General features: G+C 59.6%; 22 protein-coding genes. 15 read left to right on the forward strand and 7 right to left on the reverse strand.

The genetic code is table 11. From position 1 onward, the window contains the following. On the forward strand, positions 1–246 hold a 246-nt coding region (locus ACFDR9_RS21885), incomplete at its 5' end, for a transposase (RefSeq protein ID WP_409032329.1). Positions 247–371: 125 nt separating this feature from the next. On the opposite strand, the gene ACFDR9_RS21890 is transcribed toward ACFDR9_RS21885, so the two are convergent. Next, positions 372–1343, reverse strand: coding sequence for a LysR family transcriptional regulator (locus tag ACFDR9_RS21890; protein WP_409032330.1), 972 nt, complete (start codon positions 1341–1343; stop codon positions 372–374). Between the two features lie 110 nt (positions 1344–1453). Between ACFDR9_RS21890 and ACFDR9_RS21895 the strand changes: the two genes are divergently transcribed. The 4 genes from ACFDR9_RS21895 to ACFDR9_RS21910 all read left to right on the forward strand — a co-directional run bounded on the left by ACFDR9_RS21895 (position 1454) and on the right by ACFDR9_RS21910 (position 4884). After that, positions 1454–2473: an alpha/beta hydrolase gene (locus tag ACFDR9_RS21895; protein ID WP_409032331.1), complete on the forward strand. Its 1020-nt coding sequence runs from the start codon at positions 1454–1456 to the stop codon at positions 2471–2473. Between the two features lie 193 nt (positions 2474–2666). Then, positions 2667–3833, forward strand: coding sequence for an NADH:flavin oxidoreductase/NADH oxidase (locus tag ACFDR9_RS21900; protein WP_409032332.1), 1167 nt, complete (start codon positions 2667–2669; stop codon positions 3831–3833). A gap of 57 nt (positions 3834–3890) precedes the next feature. Further along, entirely contained in the window at positions 3891–4274 is a 384-nt protein-coding gene (locus ACFDR9_RS21905; protein ID WP_409032333.1) for a nuclear transport factor 2 family protein, read from the forward strand. A 109-nt stretch (positions 4275–4383) separates the two neighbouring features. Beyond that, positions 4384–4884, forward strand: coding sequence for a nuclear transport factor 2 family protein (locus ACFDR9_RS21910; RefSeq protein ID WP_409032334.1), 501 nt, complete (start codon positions 4384–4386; stop codon positions 4882–4884). A gap of 407 nt (positions 4885–5291) precedes the next feature. On the opposite strand, the gene ACFDR9_RS21915 is transcribed toward ACFDR9_RS21910, so the two are convergent. From ACFDR9_RS21915 to ACFDR9_RS21935, 5 genes are all read right to left on the reverse strand, one after another. After that, positions 5292–6017, reverse strand: a complete 726-nt coding sequence (locus ACFDR9_RS21915) for a fumarylacetoacetate hydrolase family protein (RefSeq protein WP_409032335.1) — start codon at positions 6015–6017, stop codon at positions 5292–5294. Continuing rightward, complete coding sequence (locus ACFDR9_RS21920) at positions 5924–6295, reverse strand: transporter substrate-binding domain-containing protein (protein ID WP_409032350.1); 372 nt, start codon at positions 6293–6295, stop codon at positions 5924–5926. The genes ACFDR9_RS21915 and ACFDR9_RS21920 overlap by 94 nt, the downstream gene beginning before the upstream one ends. 182 nt (positions 6296–6477) lie before the next feature. Further along, positions 6478–7188, reverse strand: a complete 711-nt coding sequence (locus ACFDR9_RS21925) for a ribonuclease activity regulator RraA (RefSeq protein ID WP_409032336.1) — start codon at positions 7186–7188, stop codon at positions 6478–6480. Positions 7189–7239: 51 nt separating this feature from the next. Continuing rightward, on the reverse strand, positions 7240–8025 hold the full coding sequence (locus ACFDR9_RS21930; RefSeq protein WP_409032337.1) for an SDR family oxidoreductase: 786 nt from the start codon (positions 8023–8025) through the stop codon (positions 7240–7242). 63 nt (positions 8026–8088) lie between these two features. Then, entirely contained in the window at positions 8089–9294 is a 1206-nt protein-coding gene (locus ACFDR9_RS21935) for a pyridoxal phosphate-dependent aminotransferase (RefSeq protein ID WP_409032338.1), read from the reverse strand. Positions 9295–9536: 242 nt separating this feature from the next. Here ACFDR9_RS21935 and ACFDR9_RS21940 point away from each other — a divergent pair, with 242 nt between their 5' ends. The 9 genes from ACFDR9_RS21940 to ACFDR9_RS21980 all read left to right on the forward strand — a co-directional run bounded on the left by ACFDR9_RS21940 (position 9537) and on the right by ACFDR9_RS21980 (position 15948). After that, positions 9537–10466, forward strand: a complete 930-nt coding sequence (locus ACFDR9_RS21940; RefSeq protein WP_409032339.1) for a LysR family transcriptional regulator — start codon at positions 9537–9539, stop codon at positions 10464–10466. A 55-nt stretch (positions 10467–10521) separates the two neighbouring features. Beyond that, positions 10522–11106, forward strand: a complete 585-nt coding sequence (locus tag ACFDR9_RS21945; RefSeq protein WP_409032340.1) for a TetR/AcrR family transcriptional regulator — start codon at positions 10522–10524, stop codon at positions 11104–11106. A gap of 52 nt (positions 11107–11158) precedes the next feature. Next, positions 11159–12262 carry an alkene reductase gene (locus tag ACFDR9_RS21950; RefSeq protein WP_409032341.1) on the forward strand — a complete coding sequence of 368 codons (1104 nt, stop codon included), beginning with the start codon at positions 11159–11161 and terminating at the stop codon, positions 12260–12262. Positions 12263–12319: 57 nt separating this feature from the next. Next, on the forward strand, positions 12320–13063 hold the full coding sequence (locus ACFDR9_RS21955) for an SDR family oxidoreductase (RefSeq protein WP_409032342.1): 744 nt from the start codon (positions 12320–12322) through the stop codon (positions 13061–13063). 141 nt (positions 13064–13204) lie between these two features. After that, a complete protein-coding gene (locus ACFDR9_RS21960) occupies positions 13205–13588 on the forward strand; it encodes a nuclear transport factor 2 family protein (RefSeq protein WP_409032343.1) in 384 nt (127 codons plus the stop codon). Positions 13589–13652: 64 nt separating this feature from the next. After that, positions 13653–14039 (forward strand): nuclear transport factor 2 family protein, encoded by a 387-nt coding sequence (locus ACFDR9_RS21965; RefSeq protein ID WP_409032344.1) that lies wholly within the window; start codon positions 13653–13655, stop codon positions 14037–14039. 73 nt (positions 14040–14112) lie between these two features. Further along, positions 14113–14754, forward strand: coding sequence for an NAD-dependent dehydratase (locus ACFDR9_RS21970; protein ID WP_409032345.1), 642 nt, complete (start codon positions 14113–14115; stop codon positions 14752–14754). A gap of 123 nt (positions 14755–14877) precedes the next feature. Further along, entirely contained in the window at positions 14878–15327 is a 450-nt protein-coding gene (locus tag ACFDR9_RS21975; protein WP_409032346.1) for an SRPBCC family protein, read from the forward strand. Positions 15328–15360: 33 nt separating this feature from the next. Continuing rightward, entirely contained in the window at positions 15361–15948 is a 588-nt protein-coding gene (locus tag ACFDR9_RS21980; protein WP_409032347.1) for a flavin reductase family protein, read from the forward strand. Positions 15949–16030: 82 nt separating this feature from the next. Here the strand turns inward: ACFDR9_RS21980 and ggt are convergent, their stop codons facing one another. Then, the gene (gene ggt, locus ACFDR9_RS21985; RefSeq protein WP_409032348.1) at positions 16031–17908 is read right to left on the reverse strand and encodes a gamma-glutamyltransferase; all 1878 of its coding nucleotides are present in this window, start codon (positions 17906–17908) and stop codon (positions 16031–16033) included. A 108-nt stretch (positions 17909–18016) separates the two neighbouring features. Between ggt and ACFDR9_RS21990 the strand changes: the two genes are divergently transcribed. Further along, positions 18017–18532, forward strand: coding sequence for a TetR/AcrR family transcriptional regulator (locus ACFDR9_RS21990; protein WP_409032349.1), 516 nt, complete (start codon positions 18017–18019; stop codon positions 18530–18532). Positions 18533–18692 lie beyond the last annotated feature (160 nt).

The raw sequence follows: 18692 nt of genomic DNA on the forward strand, positions 1-18692 counted from the left end.
GGCGTCGTGCGCGGCATGCTCGACGGACGCAGCAACGCCTACGTCGAAGCCATGAACGGCTTGCTTCAGCAAACCAAAACCGCCGCCAGGGGCTTCCGCACCGTCAAGAATTTCGTCGCCATCGCCTATCTCCGCATGTCCAAGCTAAAGCATTTGCCACACAACCCGTTACGCCCAGTTGCACCGCTTATGAAAGCGGGTACCCGCTACCGATCCGGAAGTCAATTTCCATACAAAACGGCATAGAGCCCGGAACTCTCATGCTTTGTGGATGAAATTCACATTAAAGCGGCTCAATTTTCGCCGAAAATCAACAGGTAGGCCACGATTCCTTAACTCTGTAAATTCACCCTGTAATAGGATCCATTAAATCAAGACGGTTTGGCGCTATTAGCAGCGCGCATGAAATCAACGAACGCACGCAGCTTGCCCGGCATATGCTCGCGATGCGGATAGTAGAGATGAAAAGCGTCGTCCAATGCCCAGTGCCGCTTCAGAAGCTGTCGCAGCATGCCGCCCGCCAGTTCTTGCCTCGCAAAATTTTCCAAGATGAATGCTATTCCTTGGCCCTGTATCGCGGCATCCAGCACGGAGCGCATTTCGTCAAAAATATAGCGCCCTTGTACGTCGATTTGCACCATCTGACCCCGATCTTCGAACTTCCATTCATATAACCTCCCGCCAACGCAATAGCGCTGACGCAGGCAATTATGCTTGAGCAGGTCCGCCAACGCATGTGGTTCACCGCCCTCCCGGAAGTAATCCGGTGCCGCCACCAGGATTCGTTTTTGTAACTCGCCCAGCGGCACAGAAATCATATCATTCTGCAATTTTCTCCCCATGCGTATGCCGATATCAAAGCCGGCGCTGACGATATCGGTCAGCTGATTATCGAGCGAGATCTCGACATTGATGAGCGGAAATTGTTCCAGGAACGATGCCATATGCGGCTCGATCAAGATATGGTAGGCGACGTAGGATGAACTGACGCGCAACATGCCCGACGGTTGATCCGTCGCGAGCAAGGCTTGTGACAGCGAGTTTCTGATTAAGGCAAGTGCAGGCGCCAATGTCGCGTTCAATGACGCGCCAGCCTCGGTCAGACTGACACTACGAGTGGTGCGATTGAACAGCCTCACATTCAATCGCGCTTCTAAATTTTTGATCGTGCGTGATACCGCAGTCGGCGTGATGCCTATTTCCGCGGCGGTGCGCGCGAAATTCAAATGTCTTGCTGCGGCCTCAAAGGTCAGCAGACCGGGAAGATACAGCGGCGACGTGGAGATTACGCCTTCAACGCCCTCAACTTGGTCTAACGGTCCAATTATGACTTTTTTGTTCATACAATATCTAATTTTATGACTATTTACTTCATTATCGCCGATCTGCATACTGATCACATCAAACAAATCAATCCGGCTAGTCAAGCCGTCTTTCGAGAAAAGGAATTATCATGAAAACCCTCCGCTCCGCTCTCGCCTTTTCCATCGTGGCCCTGGCTCAAGGCAATGTTTCTGCAGCCAGCCTGCCCGGCGTCGAAGAGAATACGGCGAAATTCTTGCAAGCCCTTGAAGGCAGCAAACCGCTCGAAACCATGACGCCGGTCGATGCCCGCGCCGCGCTGGTGAGCGCGCAAGCCGGCGCCAATGTGGCGTTACCGGCAGCTGACATCAGCGAGAAAACAATCCACGTCAATGGCAGCGACCTGAAGCTGACTATCGTGCGCCCAGCGGGCAGCGGGCAGAAGATCCTGCCCGCGTTCATGTACTTCCATGGTGGCGGCTGGGTGCTTGGCGACTTTCCAACCCACGAGCGGCTGGTGCGTGACCTTGTGGCAGGCTCTGGCGCGGTGGCGGTTTTCGTCAACTATAGCCTGTCGCCGGAGGCGAAATACGGCGTCGCTATCGAGCAAGGCTATGCCGCAACCAAATGGGTTGCCGAGCATGGCAAGGAGATCAACGTCGACGGCAAGCGTCTTGCCGTCGCAGGCAACAGCGCGGGTGGCAACATCGCCGCCGTGGTTGCCTTGATGGCCAATGAAAAGGGCGCACCCGCACTGCGTTCGCAAGTATTGCTGTGTCCTGTGACGGATGCTCACTTCGACACGCAGTCGTACAAGCAGTTTGCCAACGGCTACTTCCTGACAACAGACTTGATGGCATGGTTTTGGGACAATTACACGACCGACGCCAACGCACGCAAACAGATCTACGCTTCGCCGCTGCAGGCGACTACCGAGCAGCTCAAGGGCTTGCCGCCGACGCTGATCCAGACCGCCGAATTCGATGTCCTGCGCGATGAAGCCGAAGCTTACGGCCGCAAGCTCGACGCTGCGGGCGTGAAGGTGAAGTCGGTGCGCTACAACGGCTTGATTCACGATTTCGGGCTGTTGAACGTGAATAGTCATGTGCCGGCGATCCGCAGCGCGATAGCGCAGGCATCGCAAGAGCTCAAGACCAACCTGGGCAAGTAGTTTCAAAGCTGAACTGGAAGTCGCAGCGGAGGCATATATAGTGCGCCGTCCACACGGACTGGAGACTCGATTATGACTTCTCCGTTCATGCCATATCGCTATCTGTGACTATTTACGTCACTATCGCCGATCCGCATACTGATCACATAAACAAATCAATCTGCTTACGCCAGACATTTTCGAGAAAAGAACCATGAGCAAAATCTTCGAACCCTTGACACTGCGGGGTGTCACCCTGCGCAATCGCTATGCCCTGAGCCCGATGTGCCAGTACACGGCAAAAGACGGCTACGCAAGCGACTACCACGCCGTCCACTATGGCCGTTTCGCCTTGGGCGGCTTCGGCCTGATGATGGTCGAAGCGACCGCCATCTCGCCCGAAGGACGGATCACGCATGGCGACCTGGGTCTGTGGGACGACGCGCACATTGCCGGCCTGGCGCGTATCGCCGCCTTTGCAAAGGCCTATGGCGCCACGCCTGGCATCCAGATCGGCCATGCGGGGCCGAAAGCGAGCATCCAGCGCGCCTTTGAAGGCAACGGCCCCTTGAACGACGAGGACGCCGCACGCGGTGAGATCTCTTGGGAAGTGGTGTCGCCAAGCGCGCGTCCTGTGGCCGATGGCTGGCTGCTGCCCATGGCCCTCGATGCTGGCGGCATCGCCCAGGTCCGTGGCGATTTTGTTGCTGCGGCCCGCCGCGCGCAGGAGGCTGGCTTCGATGTACTCGAGCTGCACTATGCGCACGGCTTTCTGCTCAACGCTTTCCTCTCACCGCTGACCAACGACCGCAGCGATGAATACGGCGGCAGCTTCGAGAACCGCATCCGCCTGCCTTTGGCAATCGCCCGCGAAGTGCGCGCGGTATGGCCGCAGGACAAGCCGCTGTTCGTGCGCCTGTCGGCGGTCGATGGCAGCAGCAATGGCTGGACCATCGACGACAGCGTCGCTCTGGCCGAAGCCCTGAAGGCGGTCGGTGTCGACGTCATCGACTGCTCGTCCGGCGGTTTTGGCGTCTATGAGTACCCGAACGGCTATGGCTTCCAGGTGCCGTTCGCCGCACAAATCCGCCGCGAAGCCAATATTGGCACCATGGCCGTCGGCATCATCGTCGATCCGGCGCAGGCCGAAGCCATTATCGCGTCCGGCCAGGCCGACTTGGTCGCGCTGGGCCATGCGGCGCTGCGCGATCCACACTTTCCCCTGCATGCACAGCAGGCGCTGGGAGCGGCTAGCCCGGACGCCGCCTATGCCAACTGGAATGTCCAAGCCGCTTGGTGGCTCGACCACCGCGCCAGTAAGTTGGACCAGTTGGGTCCATGGACCCCGGCGGCGGCTACCGCGGTTGTCAATAAGCATTGAACCCCATGCCGGCCGGGGCGGCCGGTTTTTTTAGTATTAACAACCAGGAGTAAAAACATGAGCAAACCGACCTATGTGCAGGACTATCAGGCCGTCGTCGAAGTACTGAACAAGTACAACGAAGGCTGCAAGCAAGCCGATAGCAACATCATGAAACCGGCCTTCAGCGAGCAGGCAACTATGTTCAGCGTTGACGCCGAAGGCAAGCTGACTGGCGGAGGTATCCAAAATTTGTTCGACGGCATCGACACCGCGTTCCAACCATCGCCTGAAGCTCAGGGGGCAATCGTCAGAGTCGACATCGTCGGCACCGCCGCCAGTGCGCGCATCGACACGAACGATGTTTCTGGCTTCTGCTTCACCGACTTCTTCCACTTGCTGAAAGTCGAAGGCAAGTGGACGGTAGTGAGCAAAATATTCCACACGCACATCGCACCCTGAATTTCCGGCGTGCATTGTTCAGTCCACGATGAGCATGCGCAGCAGATCAGCTCTCCCGCCAAGTCTGCTGCCTTCATCAGTAGTTGCAACCATTATCACGAGTGACTAAATGAAAAAGACCCTCTTCAAAACCTTGTTGTTCGCTGCAGTCATTTCTGGCATTGGCGCCACTGCTCAAGCCGCAAACCTGCAAGGCGGCCAGCAAGTTGCCAGTAGCAAGGCCATCAACAAACCTACCTATGTGCAGGATTATCAAGCCATCGCGGAGGTACTGAACAAGTACATCGACGGCTGCAAACAGGCTAGCAGCATGGTCATGAAACCAGCCTTCAGTGAAAAAGCCACCATCTTCAGCGTCGATGCCAAGGGCAAGCTGACTGGCGGCTCAATCCAGGAACTGTTTAAGGCTATCGACAACCCGCCATTTCGCCCATCACCTGAAGCTCAAAGCGTGATAGTCAAAGTCGATATCGTCGGCACCGCTGCCAGTGCGCGCGTCGACTCCAACGATGTCTCGGGTTTCTCGTTCAGCGACTTCTTCCACCTGCTCAAGGTCGATGGCAAGTGGATGATCGTTAGCAAGATATTCCATACCCACGTCGCGCCCTAAGCGCGGCACTGGTGTTGAACGTAAGTGCGATATTCAATCGCTTATCCGCAATTTTTCATTGCTACGCTAGCAATTATTGATGCGGCATTAGTGCTGGGCGATCACAGACAACGCATAGCAGACCGACTTGCGGGAACGCAAGCCGTCAAAGTAGGGTATCTCGACAGGCCGAATTCGCAGAGCCCCCGGTTTACGTTCAGCGACCGGAATGGGGCGAAGCCGAGCTGTGGACGCAGGCATGATCTCATTGGCAGTTGGCGCGAGCACGCCGCTTTCGAATGCGAGCTGACGCCGTGGATTGCGAGGACGTTTACAGTTAACGTGGGCATGGCCCTTCCGTCATTTGCAGTTAATGTGAGCCAGAACCGGCGTCGAATGCGAGCATGGCCGTTTTTAAACGCCAGCCGCTACACTTGCGCGGCAGATTCGTTTTCCCCCGGATATGGGCCGACCTGGAAATCAAAGTCCGCGATTCCGGCGATTGCACCGTGGACGCGATCGCCAGGCAATAACGGTCCGACTCCGGCGGGGGTGCCGGAGAAAATGAGATCGCCTGGCGCCAGGCGGACAAAGCGCGAAATGTGGCTGATGATGTCGGCAACGGACCAGATCATTTCCCGCAGATTGCCGTCCTGTTTCACCGCGCCGTTGACCTCCAGCCAGATGCGGGCATCGCTCGGGTGCCCGATCTCGCTGGCCGGACGCAAGGCGCTGCAAGGGGCGGAGGCGTCAAAGCCCTTGGAGAAGTCCCATGGGCGGCCCATTTCCTTGGCGACAGCCTGAAGATCGCGGCGCGTCAGATCCAAACCCACGCCATAGCCCCAGACCAGCGCGAGCGCATTTTCCGGCGAAATATCCGCACCGCCGCCACCTAGTGCGACAAGCAACTCGATTTCGTGATGGAGATCCTGTGTGCATGGCGGATAGGCGAGCTTGCCCTGTGCCGCAACGACGGCGTGCGCGGGTTTCATGAAAAAAAACGGCGCTTCGCGGTCGGGGTCCCTGCCCATCTCGCGCGAGTGGGCGGCATAATTGCGCCCTACGCAGAACACGCGCCGGACCGGAAATGTAGATGCGCTTCCAGCGACGGCGACGGCGGGAATCGCCGGTGGGGGGATGACGAAGTCAGGCATGATGTTCCCGTGTTTAAAAAAATCGATTGTAAAAATACCTGCGGACTTGGCCCATCAAGTCCGCCACGGACTTGATGTTGGACTTTTTTCGAAAGAAGGCGGTTGGCGGCCACGAAAATTGTCGGCGAAAAGGCCACATGCTGTTGCCGCTCGACGGTATTCGTCGTGTTTCCGCACTCGAGGTCGATGGTCCCGTTCATCATCAGCGGAATGCGGGTGGAGGCCGCCACTGAAACGAACTGGACGGTCAGTGCCGGGAGGGCGAGCTTCTTTTTCACCAGGCAAGGGCGGTGAGGAGTATTGGCGGGTTCATGCCGTCTCCTGGAAATATTCTTCAAATAGCGAAGTTGCCTTTTTTTCGGCGATCGGCGGCAGGCAAACCCGGGGGGGTGGGGTGGGGGCTGCCTGCCGGCGCGCCTTGGAGAAGACGGAGGTTCACGTTCCCGACGGTGCTACGCGATCAAGGTGTTGCCAGCGTCGCTTCGAAACGCGCCTTGTTTTCGGCGTTGGGCGGATAGAGTCCGGGCAGCGCGGCGCCTTTTTCCACCTCGCCCATGATCCATGCCTCCAATTGCTCTTGCTGTACCCCCGCCGCGAGCACGTCTTCAAGGTAGGCGGCCGGGATCAGCACGGCGCCATCGCCGTCCACCACCACGATGTCGTCCGGATACACCGCCACACCGCCGCATCCGATTGGCTCTTGCCAATTGACGAAAGTGAGCCCCGCCACGGACGGCGGCGCGGCCACGCCCTGGGACCACACGGGCAGATCCGTTTCCAGCACGCCGGCCACGTCGCGCACGACGCCATCCGTCACCAAGGCGGCCACGCCGCGCTTTTTCATGCGCGCGCACAGGATGTCGCCGAAGATGCCAGCATCGCTCGTCCCCATCGCGTCCACCACCACAACGCAGCCTTCCGGCATGTCTTCGATGGCGGCCCGGGTCGAACGCGGGGAAGACCACGACTCGGGGGTTGCCAGATCTTCCCGCGCGGGAACGAAACGCAAGGTGAACGCCGGTCCGACGATGCGCGGCTGGCCCGCCTTCAGGGGGCGCGTTCCGCGCATCCAGACGTTGCGCAAGCCTTTTTTCAGGAGAATCGTGGTGATGGTGGCGGTGGAAACTTTTGCAAGCGTTTCGATTGCAGCCTTGTTCAGTGTCATGTTCATACCCTCTTTTCAGTTATCGGTTGCCGTATGCTTCAAATGCACTGCGCGCCGCTAGACGCTCGCGATGAGTCCGCCATCGACCCGGATGACCGAACCGGTGACGTAGGACGCCGCGGCGCTTGCCAGGAAGGTCACGACATCGGCGTATTCCTGCGGCGTACCGTAGCGGCCGAGCGGAATCGATTGCGTGCTTTCCTGTTCGACCGCCTCGACGGAGCGGTTTTCCCGCTTCGCCTTCGCCTCGTCGAGAAAGCGGATGCGCGGAGTGGAAATGCGTCCCGGCAAGACGACGTTGGCCGTGATGCCGGCGGGCGCAACCTCGCGCGCCAGCGTTTTTGACCAGCCGAGCAGCGACATCCGCAACACATTCGAGACTGCCAGGTTGGGAATCGGCGCAATGATGCCGGACGAGGTGCTGGTGATGATGCGGCCCCATTTACGCTCCTTCATGCCAGGAAGCACGCGATCCGTCACTTTGATCAAGGAAAGAACCATCGATTCGAAGCTCTTCAGCCAGAGCTGGGGATCGAGATCCGTGGCCGGACTCGGCGCCGGTCCGCCGGTGTTGTTGATCAATACATCGACCGGGCCAAAATACGCTTCGATACGGCGCACGTGCCCGTCGATTGAAGCGAGATCGCCCAAATCCCACTGCAAGGGCAGCGCCGTCGATCCCGCTTGCTCGACTTCGCGCACGGCCGCTTCGAGCGCCTGCTCGTTGACGTCCGCCACCACCACCCGCATGCCTTCGCGTGCGAAGTTGGCCGCGATCGCCTTGCCTATCCCGCCGCCGCCGCCCAGCACCAGCGCGGTCTTTCCTTCTAATCCGAGTTGCATAGATTCCACTCCTTATTGTTTCGGTTGATGTAAATTGCCGTATTGCACTTCCGATCTGGCCGCCTATTCCAGCAGGCGGCATGCCTCGGCAATGCGCCCGCATGCGTCCGTCAAGCGCTCGGTCTTGGTGGCGAAGGAAATCCTGAAAAACGGCGACATGCCGAATGCCGATCCCGGCACGACCGCCACGAGCGCTTGCTCGAGCAGGTAGCCGGCCACATCCTCGTCGGTTTGCAGGATGTTCCCCTGCGGGGTTTTCTTGCCGATCAATCCCGCGCACGACGGGAAAAGATAGAAGGCGCCTTCGGGGATGCGACACGACACGCCCGGAATCGCGTTAAGCAGGCGCGCGGCGATGTCGCGCCGCTCCTGGAATATGGCGTTGCGTTCGGCGATAAAATCCAGCGGACCGTTCAATGCCGCCACCGCGGCCGCCTGGGCGATCGAATTCGGGTTGGTCGTGCTTTGCGACTGGATCGTGGCGATGGCGCGGATCAGATCGGCCGGCCCGCCGGCATAGCCGATACGCCAGCCCGTCATCGAAAATGCTTTCGATACGCCATTGCAGGTCAGGGTGCGGTGCAACAGGCGGGGTTCGACCGCGGCGATCGTACTGACCTGCCAGTCATCGTAACGAATGTGCTCATAGATATCGTCCGTCATGACATATACGTCGGGACAGTCCAGAAGTACGTCGGCAATCTCGCGCAGTTCCTGCGTGGTATAGGCACTGCCGGTAGGATTGCTTGGCGAGTTGAGGACTAGCCACTTCGTCTTGGGCGTGATCGCCGCCCGAAGTTGTTCCGCCGAGAGCTTGAAGGCGTTGCCCTCGGTGCAGGAAAGCACGACCGGCGTGCCGCCGCTCATTCTGACGATGTCAGGGTAGGATACCCAGTACGGTGCCGGAATGATGACTTCGTCGCCTTCGTTAATCGACGCAAAAAAGGCGTTGAAGATCACCTGCTTGCCGCCGGTGCCGACGGTGATCTGCGACGTTTCATAGGCCAAGCCGTTTTCGCGCTGGAACTTGTCGACGATGGCGAGCTTGAGCTCCGGCGTTCCATCGACGTCTGTGTAGCGGGTTGCGCCGGCGTCCATCGCGGCCTTGGCCGCCTCGCGGATATGCAATGGCGTATCGAAATCGGGCTCGCCCTGGGAAAGGCTGATGACATCGCGGCCCTGGCGCCGCAACTCGGCCGCCTTGCGCGTGATGGCAATGGTCGGGGATGGTTGTACAACGTTAAGCTTGGAGGAGAGGGGGAATCCCATGGTGTTCTTCTTTCCTGTGTGGTGGGGAGCACTTCACTCGGCGCAATCAGCCCGGGACCGGACCGCGCCGCGCCGGGCGTGTCGCGTTTCGGCATCCGGCGGTATGAAGGTAATTATAGATAGTAAATATTTTTATGTGAAATGATCGTTTTTTATCCACAGTATCAATAGAATTATTTATTCTGGCGAGCCGTTCGCGGTGCGACAATAGATTTTTATGATGAGGCGGGGAGAAGCGGCATATGAATAGGGTGCTCAAAACATTCATCGCGGCGGCCAAGGCCTCCTCGTTTTCCATAGCGGGATCGACACTTGGATTGACGCAGCCGGCGATCAGTTCGCAGATGAAAAAGCTGGAGGAAGACCTGAACTGCCAGTTGTTCGACCGCATGGGGAAGGCCGTGGTATTGTCGGCGCGCGGCCGGCAGCTGCTGCCGACGGCGCAGGAAATCGTGCGCTTGTACGATACGATGAAGGGTCAGTCGACGGATGCCGATGTTGCCGGACGGCTTGACCTTGGCGCCATCACAACGGTGCAAATGGGACTGCTACCGGAAGCGTTGTGGATGTTCCGGCAGCAGTTCGCCGGCGTCGAAGTAAATGTGGTGCCAGGGACCTCGGTGCAGCTTCTTTCGCAGATCGACGCGCGCGAACTCGATTTCGCGGTCATGATCAAGCCGTCCTTGAAGCTGCCGAAGGATCTGCGCTGGACCCCGCTTCTCAAGGAAAATTACGTCGCCATTGCGCACAGCCGAGTCGCGTACCAGCCTGTAAGGGAGTTGCTGCGAACCCATCCATTCATCCGGTATAACCGTCGTTCCTATGGCGGCCAGCTGGTCGACCGCTTCCTGAAACGCAACCGCATACAGGTCAATGACGTGATGGAACTGGATGAGCCCGCCGTAATCCTGCAGATGGTCAGGAGCGGTTTGGGCGTATCGATAGTTCCCTACGAACTGGTCGCCGACCAGCTCGGCGCGCGTATTCGCATTTACCCGCTCAAGGATTCCCACTTCTACAGGGAGATCGGAATTTTGCAACGTATCAACGGCAGCGAAAACAAGGTGCTGGATGCGCTTGTCGACAGCCTTGCCGCCATTTCCAGCAGTAAAGCGGTGTCAGGTGCGAGCGCCCTGGATATCCTGGTAAAAAAAGACGGAAGGGCAGATTGAACGGGCAGCGAAAATATATAGACGACTGGTCGGTTTTTACTTATAATCGGCAGCTATGAAGAAAACAGTGCAAGAAACACGTCAGCACATCCTCGATGTGGCCAGGACGTTGATGACGAACAAGGGTTACACCGCTGTCGGTCTGGCCGAGGTCGTGGCTACGGCGCGGGTGCCGAAAGGATCGTTCTATTACTACTTCAAGTCGAAGGAGGAGTTTGGACAAGCCTTGCTGGAGGAATACTTTTCAGCCTACCTTTCAACCGTCGATTCACTGTTGAGTACGCAAGGGCAGACGCCCGTCGAACGCCTGCTGAATTATTTCCGTTATTGGAGCGACACGCAAGGCACCGACCTCCCGGACGGTAAATGTCTGGTCGTCAAACTCGGGCCGGAGGTGTGCGACCTGTCCGATGACATGCGCTCTATCCTTGAGCAAGGTACGCGTGGCATCGTTGCGCGGATTGCCGGATGCGTTGCGGCAGGCCAGGCCGAGGGCCAGATTGCCACGCGCGACACGGCGACGGCGCTGGCGGAATCGCTGTACCAGCTGTGGCTGGGCGCTTCATTGCTGGCCAAGCTCGGAAAGCGTAACGAGCCTTTCGATATCGCCATGGCAACAACACGCCGGCTCCTCGAGTGAGCCGTGTTTTTTTTCACCAAATATAGACGACTGGTCGACTATGAAATTTGAAATGACTGATAAGCAAACTTACACCGATCTGTTCTTGCCCGCGAAGATGGGCGCCTTCACTCTCCTCAACCGGATTGTCATGGCCCCGGTGACGCGTAGCCGCTACGCCGAAGACGGCGTCCCGGGCGAGCTGCACGCCACCTACTACGCCCAGCGGGCGGGGGCCGGCCTGATCGTTGCGGAAGCGACGAATATTTCCGCGCAGGGCCGCGGTTACGCGGCGACGCCGGGCATCTGGACCGAGGAGCAAGTCGAAGGATGGAAAAACGTCACGGACGCGGTGCATGGCGCCGGCGGCAAGATCGTTCTGCAACTGTGGCACGTCGGCCGCTTTTCCAGCACGGAACTCCAGCCCAACGGCGAGGCGCCCGTTGCGCCGTCGCCGATTAGGGCCGAAGGCAACACCTACACCACCGAGGGCTTTGTACCGGTCTCGATGCCGCGCGCCCTGGAGAGCGGCGAAATCCCCGGCATCGTCGAGCAATACAGGCACGCCGCCAAGAACGCCAAGCGCGCCGGGTTCGACGGTGTGGAAGTCCACTCGGCCAACGCTTACCTGTTGGACCAGTTTTTGCGCGACTCGACGAACCGGCGTACCGACCAGTATGGCGGCTCGATTGAAAACCGCGCGCGCCTGACGCTGGAGGTGACCGAAGCGGTCGTCGATATCTGGGGCGGCGACCGGGTCGGCATTCGCTTATCGCCCGTGTCGCCCGATGTCGGCAACACGCCGCCCGACAGCGACGTCATGGCGACCTACGGCCACCTGATCCGGGAGCTCAACCGCTTCAAACTGGCCTATATGCACTTCGTCGAAGGCGCGACCGGCGGCTCGCGAGACGTTCCGGCCGGAGTGGATCTGGACGCGCTGCGCGCATTGTTCACAGGCCCGTACATTGGCAATAACAACTACGACCTGGATCTGGCGATCCGGCGTCGCGCTGAAGGAAAGATCGACGCCGTCGCGTTTGGCCGGCTGTTCATCGCCAACCCCGACTTGGTCGAGCGCCTGCGCCGCGGCGCGGCGCTGACCATCGCTCCGCGCGAGTCCTACTATAACGGCGGCGCCAAGGGTTACACCGACTGGCCGAACGGCAATTACTGATCACGACCGTCTCGTTGCCGTGTCGCCCCGAGACCAATCTCAAGAATGGAGTTCAATATGAATCATCTGCAAAACAAAGTGGTCGTCATCACCGGTGCCTCGTCCGGCATCGGGGCCGCCACGGCTCGGGCACTGGCGGCACAGGGAGCCCGCGTCGTCGCCGTTGCCCGGGACGAGGCCGAGCTCGATGCCTTGGTGGCCACCGTACGCCGGGACGGTGGCGAGATCATGGGGCGCGTTGCGGACGTTACCGTCCCCGAGCAGATGACGGCGATGGCGCAGTCGGCCAAGGACAGCTACGGTTCGATCGACATACTGGTCAACAACGCCGGACTGATGCTGTTCTCTAACTGGACCGATCTGGCGGTGGACGATTGGGACAAAATGATCAACGTCAACATCAAGGGTTATCTGAACGCGATTGCCGCCGTACTGCCTTACATGCGAGAGCAAAAGTCCGGGCACATTCTGAACATGGATTCCATCGCCGGCCACCATGTCACGCCCTCGGCTGGCGTGTATTGCGCCACCAAGTTCTTCGTTCAAGCGATCACCGAATCCCTGCGCAAGGAGCTGTCGGTACAACTCGGCATCCGGGCCGGCACCATCAGCCCCGGCGTGGTCAACACCGGCTGGGCCGACAAGGTCAGCGATCCGGAAGGCCGCAAGATTGCCCATGAACTCAACAAGATCGCCATCGCTCCCGAGGACGTCGCCCAGGCTGTCGTGTATGCGCTCAAGCAGCCCGCGACGGTCAACATCAACGACCTGATTATCACGCCGGCCCGGCAGGACTGGTGAGTCCGGCAGGGCCTTGCTCCATTTTTCCGAAGCACACGCCGAAGCACACGCCGAAGAAACGCGCGGCGCCCGATCCGAACGTCGGGGTAAGAATACAAACCTCAAGCACTTGATTTCCCAACCACAAACAGGAGCGACACCATGAGCAAACCTAGCTACGTCCAGGAATACCAGGCCATCGTCGACGTGCTGAACCAGTACAACGAAGGCGGCAAGCAGGCCAAGAGCAGTATCATGAAACCGGCCTTCAGCGAGCAGGCCACGATCTTCGGCGTCGATGCCGACGGCAAGCTCAGCGGCGGCGCGATCCAGGGGCTGTTCGATACCATCGACAGCGCCTTCCGTCCGTCGCCCGAAGCCCGGGGCGCGATCGTCAACATCGACATCGTCGGCACCGCCGCCAGCGCGCGCATCGATACCAACGACATCTCCGGTTTCTGTTTCACCGATTTCTTCAACCTGCTGAAGGTCGATGGCAACTGGACGGTGGTCAGCAAGATCTACCACACCCACGTGGCCCCTTGATTTGCGCCGGCAACCGTCCCGCATCGCCAGCGCCTCGCGCGCTCTATTCGAATAGGAGAAAGTAATGAGCAAAAATATCAAGGCAGTACCGACGAGCGACTACACCGCGGTGATCGCCGTTGCCCAGAAATACGTCGACGGCCTGCGCATCGGTAGCGTCGAGCACGTCGCCGAGGCGTTTCACCAGCATGCCGTGATGTACGGCTTCACCAACGGCGAACTGCTCGGCGGCCCTATCGCCAATCTCTACGACTTCGTGACACGGAACGGCAAGGCGCCGGAGATCAGCACGCGGCTAGATGTGCTCGCGATCACGCCGACCACCGCCGTGGTGCGGGTGGACATGGAAAAGGACGCCATCGGCGCCGACTATAACGACTACCTGACGTTAATTAAGATTGATGGCGACTGGAAGGTCATCGCCAAGGTCTATCACCAGTTTGAGGGATGAAGCGCGTGCTCGTCGCGCCGGCCCGGGGAGGCGCCCTGGTTGGCGAATTCATTCAACAACGCGGAAGTGTACGATGGGTGCGGGCGTAAAATTGCTTCTGCTTGGCGCCAGCGGCCTGGTGGGACGCCATACTTTGGATTTGGCGCTGGCCGACCTTCGGGTCGCTTCGGTGGTGGCGCCGGCACGGCGTGGGCTGCCGGCACACCCCAAGCTGTCCTCGCCCCGTGTGGACTTCGAGCAGCTTGACCCGGGCGCCCCGTGGTGGTGCGCCGACGCCGTCATCTGCACCTTGGGCACCACCATGCGGGCGGCCGGGTCGAGGGCGGCTTTCCGCCGCGTGGACCATGACTATCCGCTGGCCGTTGCGCGGCTGGCGCGCGCGCACGGCACACCGGCCTATGTACTGAACTCGGCCACCGGCGCCGATGCCGGTTCGCGCTTTTTCTACAACCGGGTTAAGGGAGAGCTGGAGCAGGATCTGGCCAAGGAAGCCTTCGCGTCCCTGACTTTCGTGCGGCCCGGCGTCATCGGTGGCGAGCGTGAGGAGTTCCGGCCGGCCGAACGCCTGCTCGTGTCGGGATTGGCGCTGGCGGGACCGCTGCTGCCCCGGCGCTGGCGGCTCAACCCGGCGGCACATATTGCCCGAGCATTGTTGGAGGCAGCGCTGAGCCCGCAAGCGGGGATACATATTGTGAGCGCCGAGCAGCTGATTTAAGGTAGGCGATCCTACATCCGCGGACCGGTAACAAAACACTTGATGCGTGCTCCCGTCCCGCTGCGACGAGCGAGCTGCGCGCACTGCCAATACACATACTCACATTCAATAAAGGAAACGAACATGCCGATGGTGGAATACAATGCCTTGATGCAAGGTAGCGCGGAGCGCGTTTGGAGCGTCCTGAAACAGTTTGGCGAAATCGGCCAATGGCATCCGGCCATATCGGCGAGCGTCATCGAGGACGGGCAGCCCGATGGCATGGTGGGCTGCATTCGCCGTCTGACGCTTCAGGATGGCGGGATCCTGCGCGAGCGCCTCATGGCGCTTGACGAGCGCAACATGCTGGTCTCCTACCGTTTCGAGGAGGCGCCGCTACCGCTGGATAACTACGTTGCCACGGTTAAACTTGTGCCGCTGACTGACCAGGACACGACGGTGGTGCAGTGGCTAGCCAGTTTTGACACACGCGATCCCGATCCGCATGGGCTGCATGCGCAAAGCATACGGGACCTCATTGTTTCTGGACATGAAAATTTGCAGCGGCACCTGGCCCTCGGCCATGCGCGCTGATCCGCTCACGCAAGCAGTACTGGTGGAATCACGATGAAGACATACATTGCGCCAGTGCCGCTGGACAAAGCCTACCGCCTGCTCAACCATGGGCCAACCGTCCTCGTGTCCGCGCGCTTCGGTGGCACGGACAACGTGATGGCCGCGGCTTGGGCCTGCGCGCTAGACTATGCGCCGCCCAAGCTTACCGTGGTGCTGGACAAGATCGCCAAGACCCGGGAACTGGTCGAGGGAAGCGGCCGCTTCGTGGTCCAAGTGCCCACCGTGGCGCAGCTTAAGCTCACCTATCAGGTCGGACACCGCAGCCTGTCGCGCGACCCCGGCAAGTTGGATCACAGTGGTGTCGAGTTGTTCGATATCGACGGCCACGACCTGCCGTTCGTGTCCGGATGTTCGGCATGGCTGGCCTGCCGCGTTTTGCACGAACCGCACAACGAGAAGACCTACGATCTGTTCATCGCCGAGATCGAAGCGGCTTGGTCGGACACGCGCGTGTTCATGGACGGGCATTGGAATTTTGAGACCGCCGATCCGGCTATGCGCAGCTTGCACTACATCGCCGGCGGTCGTTTCTATGCCATCGGCGAGGCGATGGATGTCGACCAGGGCATGCCGGACTAAAATCTGCTCGCTGAAACAATGGATTGCCGAGGCGGCGGCGGTGGCAGCCGCCACAGGCGCTCCCGAGGGAGCGCCTGGAACGTCAATGCGCCACCACTGACTTGCCCCGCCCCCGTGGGTCGGATACGGGGACCGGCGTGCCGTTGACGATCTGAATGGCCTGCACGTCGGTGTCGAACCAGTTTGTTTTCACGCTATAGCCTCGCGCGACCAGCTGGCTGGCAAGGTCGGCCGGAAGCGGCGAATAGGGCTCGCCTTCGATGACGGAGCCTTGCGGAAGCTGGTGATGGAAGCGGCGGTTCTTCACCGCCGACTCCAGGCCCATGTTGTAGTCGTAGACATTGGACAACACCTGGTAGACGGCTGTAAAGATGCGCGAGCCACCGGGCGTTCCGATCACCATCGCCGGTTTGCCATCCTTGAGCACGATGGTCGGTGACATCGACGACAGTGGCCGTTTGCCGGGCGCCACCGCGTTGGCCTCGCCGCCGACTACCCCAAGCGCATTGGCCTGCCCGGGAACGGTGGCAAAGTCGTCCATTTCATCATTCAGGACGAATCCGCCCCCTTTCACCACGACACCGCTGCCGTAGGGATTGTTCAAGGTGTAGGTGTTCGAGACGGCATTGCCCCATTTGTCAACAATCGAGAAGTGCGTCGTGTGGACCTTTGGCGCTCCGGGCTTGACATTGGCGGTCGGCGTGATCGCCGTCGGATTCACCTCGGCCGCGCGCCTTGCGATGTAGTCCGCGTCCAGCAGGCCTGCAACCGGGACGGGGGTGAAGGCCGGGTCGCCAAGGTACTCGGCGCGATCGGCAAACACGCGCTTCATGATCTCGGCGTTCAGGTGGATGTACTGGGCGCTGTTGACCTCGAGCTTGGCAAACAGGCTGCCCGCCAGCACCGACTTCATGCCAAGAAGCTGTGCCAGGGCAATGCCCCCCGAACTCGGCGGCGGCGCCGTCAACACTTTCATGCCTTTCCAGTCAAACGAGATCGGCTCACGCCAAACCGGCTTGTAGGCCGCAAGGTCATCCTTCGTCACAATACCCTTGCCGCCGTCCTGCGTCATCGCCGCCACCAGCATGTCAGCGGTCTTTCCGCGGTAGAACTCATCGGCGCCGTTTTGCGCGATGCGTTCGAGCGTTGCCGCAAGTTCGGCCTGCTTGAACAGTATGCCGCTGTTCATGCCGCCGAAGTGGGCGGTGAAATTCGTCGGATATGGCGTGCCGGCATAGGCCGATCCCATGGTGTTGAGCCATGAAATCGAGGTCTTGGCCGGATAGTAGCCATCTTTTGCCAGGACGATGGCGGGGGCGACGAGCTTTTGCCAGGGCAGCCGGCCAAATTTCTTGTGTGCCTCCCACAGCCCGCTGACCGTGCCTGGCACGGCCACGGCCTGGGCGCCGGCGACGCTGCTGTTCGGATCCTGGGCGCCGCTGGCAGTTTTATACTGCATGTACATGGTGGACGTGGCGGCGGCCGGGGCGGTCTCCCTATAGTCAAGGAAATAGGGCTTGCCGTCCATGTAGACATTCATGAAGCCGCCACCGCCAATATTACCCGCTTCGGGGTAGGTTACGGCCAGCGCGAAGGCGGTGGCGACTGCGGCGTCGACGGCATTGCCCCCTTCGCTCAAGACCTGCTTGGCGATCTCAGCGCTATAGTCGTCCCCAGTTGCCGCGGCTCCGGCTGAAAAAGTGTCGTTGTTTCCGCTTCCTCCGCATCCCGCCAATTGCAGCGTGATGGCGGCAACGCCCAGGCCCAGCAAGAGTCGCTGTATGCCCTCCCTGGGAATGCGCATCTGATTCGTTTTCGTTGACTCGGACATGTCGTTGTTCTCCTTGTTGTTGATGTCATTGGTGCCGTTGCGTTTGTTACGCACCCCATCCACGCGTCGCGGCCGGCTTGTCGCCCGCGCCGCGCCTGCTTGTTTCGGCGCATGGAAAATTATATTCATCTAATATTCAAATGGAAAATTATGGTTTTCTGGTCTTAGCATCAACAATATTTATGCATATCGTTGCCGCCTACCGGCTTGGACTATGAGGATATTGGCTGGGTGCCAATGACGGAAACGCGCCAGCACATCCTCGACGTGGCAAAGGCGCTGATGATCAACAAAGGCTATACCGCAGTCGGCCTGGCCGAAGTGGTGGCCGCTGCGGACGTGCGCAAGGGCTCGTTCTATTACTACTTCCGCTCGAAGGAAGAGTTCGGGCAGGCTTTGCTCGAGCAGTATTTCTCCGACTACCTGGCGACGGTGGATTCATTGCTGGCCGCGGAGGGCACCGCGGTGCAGCGCTTGCTTGCCTACTTCCGCTACTGGGCCGACACGCAGGGATCCGACTTGCCCGACGGAAAATGCCTGGTCGTCAAAATGGGCTCGGAGGTGTGCGATCTGTCCTTCCCATGCTGCATGTTCAGCTGCAGAATGTCGTTGTTGGCCTGGCGTGAGTATGAGTCGGAGCTGTTTGTGTATATGCCGGGCGCTTATTTTTGTTGCTGGTATGTTTGCTGGCACCATCGATCGCGGGTCGAAAAATACGTAATAAAATCAGATGCTTGGATCACTCGTTGGTAATCGAGTGGGAGTGATTTTCCCGAAGGAAACTTATTCCCTCCGATGTGAAATCGGATGAGTCGAGGCTAGGAGTCTGCGCGGCAGAAACTGATGCAATCGGAATGGGGACGAGGTAAACTTGTCGAATGACGACGAGCTACCTCCCCTACAATCAGCATCA

The organism is Janthinobacterium sp. CG_23.3 (assembly GCF_046115965.1).
In the GTDB taxonomy this organism is placed as follows: Bacteria; Pseudomonadota; Gammaproteobacteria; order Burkholderiales; family Burkholderiaceae_D; genus Janthinobacterium.

Excerpts from the sequence above, each read along its gene's own strand:
- ACFDR9_RS21890 (WP_409032330.1), bottom strand. The coding sequence starts at position 1,343 with ATGAACAAAAAAGTCATAATTGGACCGTTAGACCAAGTTGAGGGCGTT.
- ACFDR9_RS21895 (WP_409032331.1), top strand. The coding sequence starts at position 1,454 with ATGAAAACCCTCCGCTCCGCTCTCGCCTTTTCCATCGTGGCCCTGGCT.
- ACFDR9_RS21900 (WP_409032332.1), top strand. The coding sequence starts at position 2,667 with ATGAGCAAAATCTTCGAACCCTTGACACTGCGGGGTGTCACCCTGCGC.
- ACFDR9_RS21905 (WP_409032333.1), top strand. The coding sequence starts at position 3,891 with ATGAGCAAACCGACCTATGTGCAGGACTATCAGGCCGTCGTCGAAGTA.
- ACFDR9_RS21910 (WP_409032334.1), top strand. The coding sequence starts at position 4,384 with ATGAAAAAGACCCTCTTCAAAACCTTGTTGTTCGCTGCAGTCATTTCT.
- ACFDR9_RS21915 (WP_409032335.1), bottom strand. The coding sequence starts at position 6,017 with ATGCCTGACTTCGTCATCCCCCCACCGGCGATTCCCGCCGTCGCCGTC.
- ACFDR9_RS21925 (WP_409032336.1), bottom strand. The coding sequence starts at position 7,188 with ATGAACATGACACTGAACAAGGCTGCAATCGAAACGCTTGCAAAAGTT.
- ACFDR9_RS21930 (WP_409032337.1), bottom strand. The coding sequence starts at position 8,025 with ATGCAACTCGGATTAGAAGGAAAGACCGCGCTGGTGCTGGGCGGCGGC.
- ACFDR9_RS21935 (WP_409032338.1), bottom strand. The coding sequence starts at position 9,294 with ATGGGATTCCCCCTCTCCTCCAAGCTTAACGTTGTACAACCATCCCCG.
- ACFDR9_RS21940 (WP_409032339.1), top strand. The coding sequence starts at position 9,537 with ATGAATAGGGTGCTCAAAACATTCATCGCGGCGGCCAAGGCCTCCTCG.
- ACFDR9_RS21945 (WP_409032340.1), top strand. The coding sequence starts at position 10,522 with ATGAAGAAAACAGTGCAAGAAACACGTCAGCACATCCTCGATGTGGCC.
- ACFDR9_RS21950 (WP_409032341.1), top strand. The coding sequence starts at position 11,159 with ATGACTGATAAGCAAACTTACACCGATCTGTTCTTGCCCGCGAAGATG.
- ACFDR9_RS21955 (WP_409032342.1), top strand. The coding sequence starts at position 12,320 with ATGAATCATCTGCAAAACAAAGTGGTCGTCATCACCGGTGCCTCGTCC.
- ACFDR9_RS21960 (WP_409032343.1), top strand. The coding sequence starts at position 13,205 with ATGAGCAAACCTAGCTACGTCCAGGAATACCAGGCCATCGTCGACGTG.
- ACFDR9_RS21965 (WP_409032344.1), top strand. The coding sequence starts at position 13,653 with ATGAGCAAAAATATCAAGGCAGTACCGACGAGCGACTACACCGCGGTG.
- ACFDR9_RS21970 (WP_409032345.1), top strand. The coding sequence starts at position 14,113 with ATGGGTGCGGGCGTAAAATTGCTTCTGCTTGGCGCCAGCGGCCTGGTG.
- ACFDR9_RS21975 (WP_409032346.1), top strand. The coding sequence starts at position 14,878 with ATGCCGATGGTGGAATACAATGCCTTGATGCAAGGTAGCGCGGAGCGC.
- ACFDR9_RS21980 (WP_409032347.1), top strand. The coding sequence starts at position 15,361 with ATGAAGACATACATTGCGCCAGTGCCGCTGGACAAAGCCTACCGCCTG.
- ggt (WP_409032348.1), bottom strand. The coding sequence starts at position 17,908 with ATGAATATAATTTTCCATGCGCCGAAACAAGCAGGCGCGGCGCGGGCG.
- ACFDR9_RS21990 (WP_409032349.1), top strand. The coding sequence starts at position 18,017 with ATGACGGAAACGCGCCAGCACATCCTCGACGTGGCAAAGGCGCTGATG.